Here is a 14,436-nt window from a genome sequence, read left to right on the forward strand (position 1 = left end):
CCCCCCGAGGGAGGGCCGCCCCCGGTGGAGGCGCCCACCCCGGAAGTGCCACCGGACGACACCTCGGCGTGAAACCCCTTGGTGGGGAAGGGGGTGGGGAATAAGGTGCCGCGCCCATGCGCCCCTCCTCACCCCTCCGTCTGACGTTCGCGCTGGTGGCCTGCCTGGTGGCGGGTACCGCTGTCGCCGCGGCTCCCGGCAAGTGGACGAAGAAGGTGACGGCCGGCAAGGACCTCTACGCCACGCTGAAGACGAGCGAGGGCGACATCACCGTCCGCCTCTTCTCCAAGGACGCCCCGAAGACGGTGGCGAACTTCGTGGGTCTGGCCACGGGTGAGAAGGAGTGGAGGGACCCCAAGTCCGGGGAGATGTCGAAGCAGCCGCTGTACAACGGGACGGTGTTCCACCGCGTCATCCCGGGCTTCATGATTCAGGCAGGGGACCCGACGGGGACGGGCTCGGGTGACCCGGGTTATCGCTTCGAGGACGAGTTCAACAACGGCCACGTCTTCGACAAGCCGGGTCAGCTGGCCATGGCCAACCGGGGACCGGGCACCAACGGCAGCCAGTTCTTCATCACCACCAGCGCGCCTGACCACCTGACGAACAGGCACACCCTCTTCGGTGAGGTGGTGAAGGGCTACGACGTCGTGGAGAAGATTGGCGCGGTGCCTCGGGACAACCGCGACCGGCCGCAGACGCCGGTGGTGCTCACCCGGGTGGAGCTGAGCGACAAGGCGCCCGCGGGCGTCGTCATCCGGAAGGGACCGGCGGCGGATGCCCCGGTGAAGCCCCCGGTGACGCCGAAGCCCCAGGGCGCTCGGCCCGAGTCCCCCCGGTAGGTCGGCGGGACTTGGGGCAGTGGACGTGAAACGGACCCGCTGCTTCGGCGGGTCCATCAAGCAAGACGGGAGGGCAGCATGGGAATGACGGACGAGGCCCGCGCGGGCAATGACCTTTACGCCACCTTCGACACCACGCAGGGGCAGATTGTCGTGAAGCTGTTCCCGAAGGACGCCCCGGATTCGGTGGCGAGCTTCGTGGGCCTGGCGACGGGGGAGCTGGAGTTCACGGACCCCAAGACGCAGGAGAAGACGAAGCGCCCGTTCTATGACGGCACCGTGTTCCACCGCGTCATCGACGGCTTCATGATTCAGGGCGGCTGTCCGCTCGGCTCCGGCCGCGGCAACCCCGGCTTCAACGTGAAGGACGAGTTCCAGTCCGGCCGCACGTTCGACAAGGTGGGCCTCCTGGCGATGGCGAACATCGGCCGGCCGCACACCAACGGCAGCCAGTTCTTCCTGACGACGTCGAAGCCGACGTACCTCAACAACAAGCACACCATCTTCGGCGAGGTCGTGAAGGGCTACGACATCGTGGAGAAGATCAGCAAGGTGGCCCGGGATGGTGATGACCGTCCCCGCACGCCCGTGACGGTCAACAAGCTGACCATCTCGACGACCCAGCCGTAGGCCGCCCGCCTGACCACCGCCCCGGGCAGATGCCGGGGGTGGTGGTCTGTTATAGGGCGCTGTTGGAAGTTCCCCCTCAGGGGCTCCCAGCCACACAGGGACTCCCAGACCACCTTCGAAGCAATGGCCTCTCCCAAGAACCACCGCAGCGGCTTCGCCGCGCTCATCGGACGCCCCAATGTGGGCAAGAGCACCCTGCTCAACGCGCTCACCGGTGAGAAGATCGCCATCGTCTCCGGCAAGCCGCAGACGACGCGCAACCGCATCCTCGGAGTCGTGACCCGCCCTGAAGGGCAGGTCGCATTCCTCGACACCCCCGGCATCCACCAGGCCAAGGGGGAGCTCAACCGCTACATGGTGGAGACGGCGATCCAGGCCGCGGAGGAGGTGGACCTGGTCCTCTTCCTGATTGAACCGCCCGCCGGCGAGAAGCCCGAGGTCAGCCCGGGCAACCGCATCATCCTCGAGCGGCTCCAGAAGCTGGGCAAGCCCACCTTCCTGGTCATCAACAAGATCGACTCCATCCCCAAGGGAGCCATCCTTCCGCTCATCGACCTGTACCGCCAGGAGTTCCCCTTCGCGGAGGTGGTCCCCATCTCCGCGCGCGAGAAGGACGGCGTGGAGCGCCTGTTCACCACGGTGTTGAGCCACCTGCCGGAAGGCGAGCGCCTCTTCGACGAGGACATGCTCACGGACCAGCAGGAGCGGGCGCTGGTGGGCGAGTACATCCGCGAGCAGGTGCTGCGTCACTGCCGGCAGGAGATTCCGTACTCCACCGCCGTGCTGGTGGATATCTTCGACGAGTCCGAGCGCGAGCCCCGGCCGGGAACTCCTCCAGGCCAGCTGGGCGGACTCATCCGCATCGCCGCCTCCATCTTCGTGGAGCGCGACAGCCAGAAGGCCATCATCATTGGAAAACAGGGGCAGATGCTGAAGACGATTGGCACGGACGCGCGCAAGTCCGTGCAACGCCTGCTGGGCGCGCATGTGTACCTGGACCTGCGTGTCCGGGTGGAGCCGCGCTGGAGCGAGCGCCCCGAAGGCCTCAAGAAGCTGGGATACGACTGAGATGAAGCCCCTGGTAGCCATTGTCGGACGCCCCAACGTGGGCAAGAGCACGCTGTTCAACCGCCTCATCGGTCGCCGCATCGCGTTGGTGGAGGACCAGCCGGGCGTGACGCGGGATCGCCACTACGCGGACGCGGCGTGGGGTGGACGCGCGTTCACCTTCATCGACACCGGCGGCTTCGTCCCCGGCGAGAAGGACTCGCTGCTCAAGCAGGTGCGTGAGCAGGCCCAGCTGGCCGTGGAGGAGTGTGACGTCATCATCTTCGTCACCGACGGCCGGGAGGGCGTGACGGGCGCTGACGAAGCGGTGGCCAAGTACCTGCGCAAGAGCGGCAAGCCGGTGATTGTCGCGGTGAACAAGCTGGACACCACCAGCGGGCAGATGCAGTCGCTGACCGCGGACTTCTACAAGATGGGCCTGGGCGAGGTGCACGCCATGTCCGCGGAGCATGGCCTGGGCGTGCCCGGCCTGTTCGACGAGGTCGTCGAGAAGCTGCCGCCGAAGGAAGAGGGCGAGGACGCCGAGGCCCCGCCGGACGACGGCATCATCCGCGTGGCCATCATCGGCCGGCCCAACGTGGGCAAGAGCACCCTGGTCAACGCCATCCTGAAGGAGAAGCGGGTGGTGGCCAGCGAGATTCCGGGGACGACGAGGGACCCCATCGACTCGCCGCTGACCTACAAGGACCGCAAGCTGCTCCTCACGGACACCGCGGGCATCCGGCGCAAGAAGACGATTGCCCACCAGATCGAGAAGTACTCGGTCATCGCGGCGCTCAAGGTGATGGAGCGCAGCGACGTGGCGGTGCTGCTGATGGACGCCACGGAGCCCGCGGTGGACCAGGACGCGAAGCTGGCGGGCCTGGCCGAGGAGCGCGGCCGCGCGCTGGTCATCGTGGTGAACAAGTGGGACCTGATCGACGCGGATCAGCGCCGCCAGGAGGCGTTCCGGGAGTCGCTCCGGCACTCGCTGAAGTTCGTGGGCTACGCGCCCATCATCTTCACGTCCGCGCTGACGGGCTCCAAGGTGGAGAAGGTCATGGACGCGGCGGTGGAGCTGGCCGAGCAGTTCCGGTTCCGGGCCCCCACGCCCCAGCTCAACCGGCTCCTGGAGTACATGGTGGACAACCACCCGGCGCCCATCGTCCGGAGCAAGCCGCTGCGCCTGTACTACATCACCCAGGTCACGTCGGCGCCGCCGACGTTCGCCCTCACGTGCAACCATCCGGAGGGCGTGCCGGACATGTACAAGCGGTACATCACCAATCAGCTCCGGAAGACCTTCGACCTGCGAGTGCCCATCCGGCTGGTGTTCCGGGAGCGGCCCGGACAGGCGAAGCGGGCGGCTCGAAAGAGGCCGAGCCATCAGGGGAAGCACTGAAGCGTCCGTGCGTTGACACTCGCGGCGCGCGCTCCGTACAGTGCGCCGCTCTTCCGCTCTCCGACAGGGTAGAGCACCGAAGCGCAGAGAGAGGTTGACCGACGTGGCTGGAACCAAGACCGAGAAGATTCGCCAGCAGGAGCTTCGTCAGCCGGACACCTTCCAAAAGGTCGGCGCTGACGCGCGTGACTGGCTCATCCAGCGGCAGAAGATCATCGGCATCGCCGTGGCCGTCATCATCCTGGGCGGTGTGGGTGTGGCCATCGCCAGCGAGGTGTCCAAGCGCGGCGAGGCGCAGGCCGGCCAGGCGTTGGGCCAGGCGCTCGCCGTGCTGGATCGTCCCGTGGAGGGCGTGCAGCCCGCGCAGCCCGGCGACACCGAGACGCCCTTCAAGAACGTGAAGGAGCGCGACGAGGCGCTGGTGACGGCGCTGTCGGACTTCCGCAAGGAGCACGGTGGGACGCGGTCGGCGACGACGGCGGCGCTGTCGCTCGGCGAGGCGCAGTTCCGCCTGGGCCGCTTCGCGGACGCGCAGACCGCGTTCAGCGACTTCCTGAAGGGCGCCGCCCAGAACGACCCGCTCCGCGCGGGCGCGCTGGAGGGACAGGGCTACGCCTTCGAGGCGGAGAAGAAGTACGACGAGGCCATCAAGTCCTTCGAGCAGATGGGCGCGGCGGGCGGCGGTGAGTTCCTGGCCGGCATGGGCGACTACCACAAGGGTCGGATGCTCATCGCGCAGGACAAGAAGGACGAGGCCGCGGCCGTGCTGTCCAAGGTGTCCACGGACCACGCGAACACCACGGCGGCGCGACTGTCCAGCGAGCGGCTGGCGGTGCTGGCCTCGCAGGGCGTGAAGATCCCGGCCCCGGCGCCCGCGCCGGCCGCCGTCACTGACGCGGGGTAGCGCGCACGTTATGAAGAAGCAGCTCGTGAGCTGGAGGCGTTGGCTGGGGAGTGCCGTGGCGGTCGGTCTCCTGGGCGGTTGCAGTACCCTGCCGCGCTACGGCAATCCGGAGCTGCCCCGCACGGAGCTGGCGCCTCCGGTGGACTACTTCTCGGTGGACTGGTGGGCGCCACTGGTGGCGCCCACCCTGCTGGAGTACGCGCCTCGCGAGGTCGCCTCGCCAGCGTACGACGCGAAGAGCAAGACGGTCATCGCGCTCACGCGGGATGGCGTCATCCGCGGCGTGGGTCCGGACGGTCAGATCAAGTGGTCCAAGCGGACGACGACCCGCTTCGCGGCGGGGGCCCAGGTGAGCGACGGCGTGGCCTTCGTTCCCGGGGGTGACGGCACCCTGTACGCGCTGGACGCGGCCACTGGAGATCAGAAATGGCAGTACGCGGCGGGTGAGTCGCTGGCCACGGTGCCGGTGATTGCCGAGGGCCTGGTGTTGGTGGCCTCGGAGAGCGACACCCTGTTCGCGGTGAAGGTCGAGGACGGGGTCTGGGCCTGGCAGTACCGCAGGGACCCGCCGTCGGGCTTCACGGTGCGAGGCGCGTCGACGCCGCTGGTTCGCGACGGCAATGTCTACGTGGGCTTCTCCGACGGCTACATCGTGTCGCTGAACATGAAGGACGGCGGCGCGAACTGGGAGAAGTCGCTGTCGGGAAGCGGCTCCGAGTTCCTGGACGTGGACACCACGCCCGCGCTGGATGACCACGGGCAGCTCTACGTGGCGTCGTACAAGAACGGCCTCTTCGCGCTCGAGGCGGAGTCCGGAGAGCTGGTCTGGACCAGCTCGGTGTCCGGCATGACGGGGCTGCTGGCGAAGGGGCAGATGCTCTTCACCGTGGGCGACGGCCGCGTGGACGCCTACCTGGCGGAAGACGGACGGCTCCTCTGGTCGCACCCCCTGGGCGAAAGGTCGGGCCAGACGCCGGTGTTCTCCAAGGGAATGCTGATTGTTCCCATCCAGCGGTCGCTGCTGTTCCTGGACCCGAAGACGGGCCAGGCGCGCGTGTCGTGGAACCCCGGTGACGGCGTCTCCGCGACGCCGTTCGTGGCGGGCTCGAAGCTGTTCGTGCTCTCCAACAACGGGTGGCTCTACTCGCTGGACTTCAACGGGCTGAAGGGGTGACCACGGTGGCGACCCGGACGGTCCGCGTGGTGGCGGCGCTGATTCCAGGTCGCCTCGACGCCCAGCGCTTCCTGGTGCAGCAGCGGCTTCCGGGTGGAAGCCGCGCGCTCCTGTGGGAGTTTCCGGGCGGCAAGGTGGAGGCGGGCGAGACGGACGAAGCCGCGCTTGCCCGGGAGTGTCGCGAGGAGCTGGATGTGGAGCTCTCCGTGGGCCGGCGGCTGTGGGAAGGCCGCCACGAGTACCCGGACCTGACGGTGGAGCTGGTGCTCTATGTGGCGCGGATGCTCTCCGGAGAGCCGAAGCCGTTGGGCGCGAATGCGCTCGAGTTCCGGACGCCCGGGGAGATGCAGTCCCTGCCTTTCTGCGAAGCGGACATTCCGCTCCTGGAGGAGCTGGTGGCGGGAAGGTTGGGCGCGCTCGATTGATGCTCCAGCGGACGTTCCAGCACATCCCCGGCGTGGGCCCCTGGCGCGAGAAGGACCTCTGGGCGCGCGGCTTCAAGACGTGGGACGACTATCCGGCGGCCGGCGAGGGTGTGGCCATCACCCGGAAGACGGACGACATCGCGCGGGAGCGACTCGCGCTGGGTCGTGAGGCGCTGGAGCGGAGGGATTTGCGCCGGCTGGCGGAGCTGATTCCGCCCCGTGAGCACTGGCGGCTGTACCCCGAGTTCCACCAGGACGCCGTCTACTTCGACATCGAGACGGATGGCCGCGAGGCCCAGGCTCCCACGGTGGTGAGTCTGTTCGATGCCACGGGCCTGCACGTGTTCATCCAGGGCCGGAACATGGACGCGCTGCCGGAGGCCATGGCGGCGCGGCGGCTGTGGGTGACTTTCAACGGGTCCACGTTCGATGTGCCGGTGCTGCGCAACTACTTTGGCGCGGGGCGGTTTCCGGTGCCGGACGCGCATATCGATCTGCGCTTCGTCACGCGTCGGCTCGGACTGGGTGGCGGGCTGAAGGAGATCGAAGGAAAGATTGGCGCCGAGCGTCCGCCGCACATGAAGGGCGTCAACGGCTACGACGCCGTGCTGCTGTGGCGTGCGTATACGCGGCGCGGCGACGTGGAGGCGCTGCGGTTCCTGGTGGAATACAACCTCTACGACTCCTTCCAGCTCCGGACGCTGATGGACGTGGCCTACAACCGCGGCGCCGATGACTTGAATCAGGACGTGCCCCGGCTGCCCGTGTTCGAGCGCGGAGAAGTGCTGTACGACGTGAGCCGGATCATCCTGGAGCTGGGTCCCACGGAGCGGGACCTTCAGACGCTTGAGCGCGTCCGGGCCGAAGAGCAGTTTCCCTGAGTTCCTGAGCAGGGCGGGCAGGGTGCCTCGGCGATTCGCCCCCCTGGGACTCTCTTCCGGTGAACAACCGGCCTCATGGGTTGCACCGCGCCCGTGGAATGCGTCCAGGAGTCGTTTGTAGGGTGAACCGAACCCGAGACGGAGGACCGCAACCCATGAGCGACCCGATTGACCCGACAGAGAGCTCCGAGGTTCCCCAGCGCGGCTCGGCTGGAAAGAAGGCCGCGCTGGTTGGCGGCGCGCTGGTGGCGGTGGGCGTAGGGGCCGCCGTCGCGCTGGGCCTCTTCGAGAAGGAGCCGCCGCCCGTGGTCGCGGTGGCTCCAATCATCGAGGACGCAGGTGTGGCCGCGCCGGTAGCACCGACGGCTTCGCTTCCGGAGAGTGACGGCCGGGTCCGGGAGATGGCGAGCCGGATGTCGGAGGAAGCGGAACTCCAGCGCTGGCTCCAGGAGAAGGATCTGGTGCGCCGGGTGACGGCGGCCGTGAACAACATCGCGGAGGGCGTGAGCCCCCGGATGGTGCTGGGTTTCCTGGGCCCGGCGGATGGATTCCAGGTCGTCGAGGGCAAGGACAAGTCGGTGACCATCGACCCGCGAAGCCATGCTCGCTACGACCTGGTGGCGCGAGTGTTCGGCACCTTCGACGCGCAGGTCGCCAAGAGCATGTACCGCGACTTGAAGCCGCTCATCGACCAGGCGCATGGCGAGATTGCTCCGCCGGGACAGACGTTCGATTCGACGCTGAGCCGAGCCATCCAGCATCTGCTCGCGGTTCCGGTTCCGGAGGGCGCCGCGCTGGATGTCCAGCCGCAAGGAGCGCTCTATGTCTATGCCTCACCGGAGCTGGAGGGCCTGAGCCGGGCGCAGAAGCACTTGCTGCGGATGGGGCCCCAGAACATTCGGGTCATCCAGGCGAAGCTCCGGGAGCTTCAGGGCGCGCTGGGACTGCCTCCGGTGGCCGCCGAGGGCCCGTAGCGAGCCCGAATGTTGATGGGCGACCGGGCTCTGGATGGAGCCCGAATATTCGCGGTAGCGAGCCCGAATGTTCAGGGGCGACCGGGGCAAGCCGGGGGCCGGATGTTCGCGGCAAGGCTGGAATGTTCATGCGGGCCCAGGGCTAGCGGCCCGGAACATTCGAGGCGGCGCCGGGAACATTCGGGGCCGCCATGAGGCCCAGGACTAGCGGCGCTTTTTCTTCTTGGCCGGCGCTGGAGGCGGTGCCGGCTTTTCCTTTTCGCCGGCGATCAGGAACGTGGTGCGGAGTTCCTCGACGTCGCGGCCCAAGGTGTCCGTGAACGCGGTGCCGGTCTGGGCATCGACGACCAGGGTGTACTCGAAGCCGGTCTTCAGGGGCTGGGGCAGGACGATGCGGTAGACGAGCCCGGTGTCGGATTCCTCGGCGACGTCGTCGGAGACCATGGCTCGCTCAGCGGCGTCGAAGAGGCGGACCCGGTAGTTCCGGAGGCCTCGTGACGCGGTCAGCTCCAGCGTCGAGGTCTGCTCGATGACCGGCTTCTCGCCAGGGTCCAGGGAGATCTCCGCGAGGCCCGCATCGGGAACCTGGGAGCGAAGCGCGAACGTGGTCGGCGGCGGGGCCTTGGGCGCCTCGGGAACTTCGGCGACGCCAGAATCTGGCGACGGACCCGAGGTCTTGTCCGGGCATCCCGTCAGCGCCAGCAGGCCGCAGCAAAACGCGGTGGTGACCGCGGTTCGTTGGAGGAAACGCATGCCGGGCACGGTACGCGGCCACGGTGGCCACGAGAAGCGAGGACTCGATGCGGGCATCCAGGCAGCCAGGCCCACGGTTCACCCCTGTCCTCCCTCTAGCGGCACGTCCGATAACGGTTGCCTTATGACGACTCGCGCGGTAGATTTTCGCGCATTGCAAGCTTCTCACGACGCACCCCACCGCGCCGTGGCAGATTGCCCGGCCGCACATCGTGCCCGTGAGATGGCAACGCCTACAGCTTCCGGTTCCGGTGCCTCTCTCCGAGGGGCCGCGCCGCTAAACGCGGGACCATCGAAATGCCGCTGGAGCCGCTAACTCCAGTCGTGCCTAGGGCCCGGGCGGGGAATCTCACTTCCCCACCGGGCCCGCCCTTTTGCGGGCGGGTGGATTGCAAAGTTACGTCCCCGCCATGGACAAATTCAAGGGGACAGGGGCAGGCCGGCCATATTCGCGGCGGCGGTGTCGGTTTGACTCATGTGGTGATTGGGCGTGGCGCCACTGCGCAGTGTGCTTCAGGCCGGTGTGTCGGACCCACCGTTTCGGCCGTGGACACCTATGGCGCTGTCTCGCCTGCCCAGCCTCGCAAATTGTCGCGATGGTCCGGGCAGCGCACGACGCCGACCGGGCCGAGCTGCACCTCGTCTGTCGGCACTGTTACACGCCCATGCTGCGCGCGCCTGGGAGCGTCGTGCAGCGTGCCGCGTGCCGCTGCCCTCCGTAGGGCCTCACCGGTCAACGCTCGTCGGCGGCCTGCGTCCCCGCGACAGTGGCGTGTAGCAGTGCCCAGCGTGCTCATAGCTGCCCTCTGGGCACGGTGGCGATGATGCCGCGAGCAACCAGCAGGCTCCGTTGCGCTCCATGTGAGTCCGAGGGCACGGAGGCGGTGCCCACTCCGGGTCGGGCCGCGCAGGGAGAGTGCCCGCGCGCAGCTCGCCCGGCGCCTGCTGGTGTACGTCCACCAACGCGGACCCACCATCCACCACAACGGCCAGGTCAACGGGAGCGGAACGCGGCGCGGGCACAACGGCCCCCAGCGCCAACGCCAGGGCCAGGAGTGCCACCAGGGCCAGGACCGCGCCCCGGCGCCGCACGCGAGCTGGTGGAGCTGGTGGACAGCGACGCGGAGACGGTACGTGGGGACAGGCCATGGGGCTCGTGCGAGTCGTACCACGCGTGACCCACGCCACACACAAGCGCTACCCAGCAGGGCGGCAAATCCAGCCGTGACTTATGTGGCCGGCATTGCGGTGCTATCAGGTTTTACGTGTTTGCCTCAACACGACCCTGGAGCCTCGGACTGGCCGCAGCCCTCGCACTGATGGGGTGCGGCTCCGCGACGGTTGGTGCCGTAGGGCCGCCAGCGTCCGCAAAGTGGGAGGGACCGCCCGTCACGACGCCTGACGGGGGCACGGTCCGGTATGCCATCTACTACGGCCCCTGGTTGTGCTCGGCGCGGTGGATGACTCAGTGCGAGCGACGATGCGCAGCCGAGGGGCACGTGCTCCTCGGCTGCATCTGGCTGGCGGACCTCAAGGGCGACTGGTCCGGCCGGTGGGCCTATCTCCCTGCCCAGGCTGGCACGCGCTACGCGCTCACACACTGCTGCTGCGACTACGCAGTGACGGACCCCACGCGCACGCGACGCCAGTGGGACAACGCGCGCGACAACTACCGCCGTGACTGGATAGCCGAGTTTGGCGGGTGGCCGCAGTCCGGCGGACGCAACTGGCCCGGCCACCACATCCGCGACCTTGGGCACGGCGGACACCCGACAGACCCGCGCAACGTGTTCCCCATCCCCGACGCGGTGCACACCGTCGTCAATAGCGCCTATCCCCAGTGCTACGCGCGGGGCAGTCGCTGGAGCACCATCGGCCCCGACCGGCCCTACAGCGATTGACACCATGACGCCGACACTCGCCCAGCTCATCGACACCGTGGTGCGCGAGCACTACCCACACCCGCCCGCGACGGAGCGCGAGATTGCGGAGTTAGAGGGCCGCGCCGGCTGGAAGCTCGGGCCCGAGCTTCGCGCCCTCTACACGCGCACCAACGGCGCTGAGCTGTTCGTACCGTTGCCCGATGCCCGCTACTCCATCCTGTCGCTGGCCGAGCTACAGCGCGCCCGCGTGCGCATGCGCGGCATTGACGACGACACCATGGGCGACGCGTCCTGGTGGACGCTCGTTGACTGCCAGGACTCGGACTTTGTCCTTGTGGACGTGGCCGGGCCCGCGCCGTACCCGATGCTCGACGCGTACCACGGCACGTATCCTGAGGTGCGGCAGGTCGCGGCCTCGCTGCGTGAGTTTTTGGCGCGCGCGCTGGCCAGCAACAACCGCCTCTACTGGCTCCAGGACGACTAGGGCCGCAGCTCGCGCCACGGCCCCAGTCACAACTGCATCTGCGTATTTATTTACTGTGCCGTCTCAGAGGGGGGCGGGGCAGAAATGGTGCTCGGCCTGGCCAAGCTCGAGGAGCCGGCAACGCTGTTGCTACTGCGCACCGCGGGCATCGCTCGGACCCACGTCCTCCACCGTGGAGCTCGCCGCCTTCGCCGGCAGCGTCACGGGCACCCACCCGCTGCCCTGGCGCATGAGGCCCACGCTCCGCGTCGCCGCCTCATCCGGGCGCGGCACCACCTCCCCGTTGCTGTCGCGCGGGTACGCCTGGACGCCCACGGACTCGCAGACCTGCGCGGCCGTGTCCGCGCCCCGCTGCATGGGGCTCATCGGGAGGTAAATGGCCAGCGCGCCAGCAGCCGCGCAGACGCCACGGATGAACCACTGCACGATGTTTCCCATGTGGACACCTCGCGGGGCAGTGAGAGCACCACGAGCCGCGCCCCGCGCCGGCCCGTAGTGAGAGGCACACGCCTCCCGTCGCGGCGCATGCCGGCGGGAGGCGGTGTTGTCAGGAGAGGAGTGCTACGGCAGGCCCCACAACTCCCAGGCCGCGTTGTAGCCAACGGCCCCGCCGCTGATGTTGAGGACGGCCTGCGCGCGGAGCACATAGCCGTTGGCCGTCGCGCAGTTGCCCGCCGTCCCGGCCGGCGCCGTTTGCGACACCGTGAGCTGGGACACCTGCCCAGTCGTGACGCCGACGCTGGGGTACTCGTGCAGCGTGTAGTCCGTCGTCACGCCGCCGACCAAGTTGGATTTCACCGAGCGCACCGCGCCAGTCAGGAGCGCACCCGTCCCGCCATAGATGGTCACGGGGCCAAGCCGCAGCATCAGGCCGCCGCTATACGCGCTGGTATCCCGCGCCGCGCCGAGCAGCTCCAGCGTCAGCCCGGAGCCAGGGCTACGGCTCATGGTTCCGCTGTCGAGCAGCACAGGCACCTGGGGCGTGGTCGTCGCGAAGACGAGCAGCCGCCCATCCGCATCCACGCGCAGCGGCGACGCGTTGCTGTCCGGCCGCGCGGCAAGACGTGGCACGCCGTTATACGTACAGGAGAGCGGCGCCACGCCGCTGCTCATCACTCCGCCGTCATGCGCGTAGGCCATGCCCGGGATGGCCACCAGGACGGGGCCGCCAGCCGGATTGGTATCCATGTACGTGCGCAGCCCGCCGAGCCCACCGACGCCACCCTTGTCCTCGTCCCAGGCGCCGTTGGTCTCGTAGAGCGTGACGCGCCACTGCGTGCTCGCGGGCGCGAGCAGCTCCAGCTTGACGATGGGTTCCCCGGGCCAGCGGCCGTGGGACGACGTCATGACGGCATCCCTGTGAGTGCCGCTGTCATCCAGGTGATAGCGCACCGTGACGGGGAACGTCGGCACCGGGTAGACGCCCGCCGGCTCCACGCGCCACCCCACACAGACGCCGCCGCACGGGACAGGGGTGGTGGAGCCAGCTCCAGTGATGACCTTCGATGTGATGGACATGGTGTGCCTCTCAGGTGCGAGTCAGCCAATGGGACAGCGCGGCCTGGGCCTTGGCGAGATAGGACTGACGGTGGGTGAGCCCGTTGGTCCCCCCGTTGATGCGCTTCGTAATCGTGAGCTGTTCGCCTGCATCCGCCGGCACGTTGAGGTCCAGCGAGGTTCCGCGCCTCCAGAACCAGCCCGCCGTGACAAACGCATGCTCGGGCGTCGCCACCAACTCCGGCCGGGTGTCGTAGGGCTCGCCCAGCGCCTTCGCCGCCTGCGTGTAGTTGTAACGGCCCGTGAGCTGGATGGCTCCACGGCCCTTGTACCGCTCCGCATCGCCAGCCTGCGTGTTGCCGAGGTTGTCTCGCCCCTCCAGATAGGCGACGTCCCCCGCCTCAACCAGTTTGGTGAATTGGTCGCTCTCAAAGAGGACCTGGCCGAGAAACTGCGTCACCCGCGCATAGCCCTTGATGTCCCACCGCTCCATCGCGGCATTGAGATGAGGCAGGAATGCGACGCGTCGGGCCTCGTCAAGCCGAGGCGTCAGCGCGCGCAGCTCGTCGAGCGTGAGGATGCCGCGCGCGGGCGTGGCGCTGGGCGTCGGCCGGCGGATGGAGACAACAGCGGCCACCGTGGCCGCGCCGGCAGCCGCGAGGGCTGCGAGTAGTGCGCTCATGTCTTGCGTCCCTTCGTCTTTGGCCGCGCCACCAGGTGCTGCCGCTCAGCCTGCTTGATGCGGGCAGCGAGTTTCCGGCCAACGCTGGTGGCCGCGTTGTTGAGTGGCCGCGCGCCAACGCGCACGGCGAGGCCCGCGCCGCGCAGCGCGAGGCCCACAGGCGACGCGCGGTTGGCCTGCCACAACATGGACGCGGCACCAGCGGCGCCGAGCAGGGCGACGACGCCGACGCCGCCGAGCAGCAGTTTGGTTTGCCAGGACCAGGGCCCCGTCACGGCCTCGGGGATGCTGGCCACAGTGTCCACGACGGCGCGCCCCGCCGCTGCCAACTCCTCTTCCGTCGCATCCACGGTCCGCTCAATCACGGTCCAGGTGGATGCCTCGTGCACCTCATGCAGTGCGGTGGCCAGCGTGGACGCGATGGCATTTCCCTCGTCCAACCAGAGTCCGAACGGGTACGGCGTGCCATCGTCGCGCGTGCCGCGAACGAGCCACTTGTACTTTGCCCCGTCGGGCCCAATCCACCTGGGCACCCTGTCGGCAACCTCGCGCATGGCGCCCACGACCTGGGCCTGCGTGTCGTTGCCGAGGAGGTCCCGCACCACCTCCAGCAGTTCCAGTCCCGGGATGCCCCACCCCTCGGAGGGGAGGTAGTCCCGCGCAGTCTCCACCGTCGCCGCCTCGCGCTCGCACCGCACAAGCAGCGAGCGCACTCTCGCCATCAGGTCAACCGCCACGACCTCCTGCTCGCGGGTGAGTGCCATGGTCAGGGATAGAGCGCGCCGAAGATTCCGGCAGCGGTCCCGAAAATGTCCGCTATGTCCCCCCAGATTCCCCCACCTGTCTCTTATACACAAC

At 68.4% G+C, this 14,436-nt stretch carries 16 protein-coding genes; 11 read left to right on the top strand and 5 right to left on the bottom strand.

The window, feature by feature from the left end:
- The first annotated feature begins 116 nt into the window (after positions 1-116).
- From FJV41_RS40815 to FJV41_RS40855, 9 genes are all read left to right on the top strand, one after another.
- Entirely contained in the window at positions 117-842 is a 726-nt protein-coding gene (locus tag FJV41_RS40815; protein WP_141648036.1) for a peptidylprolyl isomerase, read from the top strand.
- A 78-nt stretch (positions 843-920) separates the two neighbouring features.
- Positions 921-1,472 (top strand): peptidylprolyl isomerase, encoded by a 552-nt coding sequence (locus FJV41_RS40820; RefSeq protein WP_141648037.1) that lies wholly within the window; start codon positions 921-923, stop codon positions 1,470-1,472.
- Between the two features lie 123 nt (positions 1,473-1,595).
- A complete protein-coding gene (gene era / locus FJV41_RS40825) occupies positions 1,596-2,540 on the top strand; it encodes a GTPase Era (protein WP_141648038.1) in 945 nt (314 codons plus the stop codon).
- Position 2,541: 1 nt separating this feature from the next.
- Positions 2,542-3,921: a ribosome biogenesis GTPase Der gene (gene der, locus FJV41_RS40830; RefSeq protein ID WP_141648039.1), complete on the top strand. Its 1,380-nt coding sequence runs from the start codon at positions 2,542-2,544 to the stop codon at positions 3,919-3,921.
- A gap of 103 nt (positions 3,922-4,024) precedes the next feature.
- Positions 4,025-4,825, top strand: coding sequence for a tetratricopeptide repeat protein (locus FJV41_RS40835; RefSeq protein ID WP_141648040.1), 801 nt, complete (start codon positions 4,025-4,027; stop codon positions 4,823-4,825).
- 55 nt (positions 4,826-4,880) lie between these two features.
- Positions 4,881-5,999 (top strand): outer membrane protein assembly factor BamB family protein, encoded by a 1,119-nt coding sequence (locus FJV41_RS40840; protein ID WP_497812667.1) that lies wholly within the window; start codon positions 4,881-4,883, stop codon positions 5,997-5,999.
- On the top strand, positions 5,996-6,424 hold the full coding sequence (locus FJV41_RS40845) for a (deoxy)nucleoside triphosphate pyrophosphohydrolase (RefSeq protein WP_141648042.1): 429 nt from the start codon (positions 5,996-5,998) through the stop codon (positions 6,422-6,424). The genes FJV41_RS40840 and FJV41_RS40845 overlap by 4 nt, the downstream gene beginning before the upstream one ends.
- Entirely contained in the window at positions 6,424-7,305 is an 882-nt protein-coding gene (locus FJV41_RS40850; RefSeq protein WP_141648043.1) for a ribonuclease H-like domain-containing protein, read from the top strand. Before FJV41_RS40845 ends, FJV41_RS40850 begins: the two co-directional genes overlap by 1 nt.
- 155 nt (positions 7,306-7,460) lie before the next feature.
- The gene (locus FJV41_RS40855) at positions 7,461-8,279 is read left to right on the top strand and encodes a DUF3014 domain-containing protein (protein WP_141648044.1); all 819 of its coding nucleotides are present in this window, start codon (positions 7,461-7,463) and stop codon (positions 8,277-8,279) included.
- 204 nt (positions 8,280-8,483) lie between these two features.
- Here FJV41_RS40855 and FJV41_RS40860 read toward each other — a convergent pair whose 3' ends face one another.
- Positions 8,484-9,032, bottom strand: a complete 549-nt coding sequence (locus FJV41_RS40860; RefSeq protein ID WP_141648045.1) for a C40 family peptidase — start codon at positions 9,030-9,032, stop codon at positions 8,484-8,486.
- Between the two features lie 1,499 nt (positions 9,033-10,531).
- Between FJV41_RS40860 and FJV41_RS40865 the strand changes: the two genes are divergently transcribed.
- Together FJV41_RS40865 and FJV41_RS40870 are read left to right on the top strand one after the other, a co-directional pair.
- Positions 10,532-10,933, top strand: coding sequence for a hypothetical protein (locus tag FJV41_RS40865; RefSeq protein WP_246137729.1), 402 nt, complete (start codon positions 10,532-10,534; stop codon positions 10,931-10,933).
- A gap of 4 nt (positions 10,934-10,937) precedes the next feature.
- Positions 10,938-11,399 (top strand): SMI1/KNR4 family protein, encoded by a 462-nt coding sequence (locus FJV41_RS40870; RefSeq protein WP_141648047.1) that lies wholly within the window; start codon positions 10,938-10,940, stop codon positions 11,397-11,399.
- 129 nt (positions 11,400-11,528) lie between these two features.
- On the opposite strand, the gene FJV41_RS40875 is transcribed toward FJV41_RS40870, so the two are convergent.
- The 4 genes from FJV41_RS40875 to FJV41_RS40890 all read right to left on the bottom strand — a co-directional run bounded on the left by FJV41_RS40875 (position 11,529) and on the right by FJV41_RS40890 (position 14,342).
- Complete coding sequence (locus tag FJV41_RS40875) at positions 11,529-11,837, bottom strand: hypothetical protein (RefSeq protein ID WP_141648048.1); 309 nt, start codon at positions 11,835-11,837, stop codon at positions 11,529-11,531.
- Positions 11,838-11,960: 123 nt separating this feature from the next.
- The gene (locus FJV41_RS40880; protein ID WP_141648049.1) at positions 11,961-12,917 is read right to left on the bottom strand and encodes a hypothetical protein; all 957 of its coding nucleotides are present in this window, start codon (positions 12,915-12,917) and stop codon (positions 11,961-11,963) included.
- A gap of 10 nt (positions 12,918-12,927) precedes the next feature.
- On the bottom strand, positions 12,928-13,578 hold the full coding sequence (locus FJV41_RS40885; RefSeq protein WP_141648050.1) for a glycoside hydrolase family 19 protein: 651 nt from the start codon (positions 13,576-13,578) through the stop codon (positions 12,928-12,930).
- The gene (locus FJV41_RS40890) at positions 13,575-14,342 is read right to left on the bottom strand and encodes a hypothetical protein (RefSeq protein ID WP_141648051.1); all 768 of its coding nucleotides are present in this window, start codon (positions 14,340-14,342) and stop codon (positions 13,575-13,577) included. The genes FJV41_RS40885 and FJV41_RS40890 overlap by 4 nt, the downstream gene beginning before the upstream one ends.
- Positions 14,343-14,436 lie beyond the last annotated feature (94 nt).

This window comes from Myxococcus llanfairpwllgwyngyllgogerychwyrndrobwllllantysiliogogogochensis (assembly GCF_006636215.1).
In the GTDB taxonomy this organism is placed as follows: domain Bacteria; phylum Myxococcota; class Myxococcia; order Myxococcales; family Myxococcaceae; genus Myxococcus; species Myxococcus llanfairpwllgwyngyllgogerychwyrndrobwllllantysiliogogogochensis.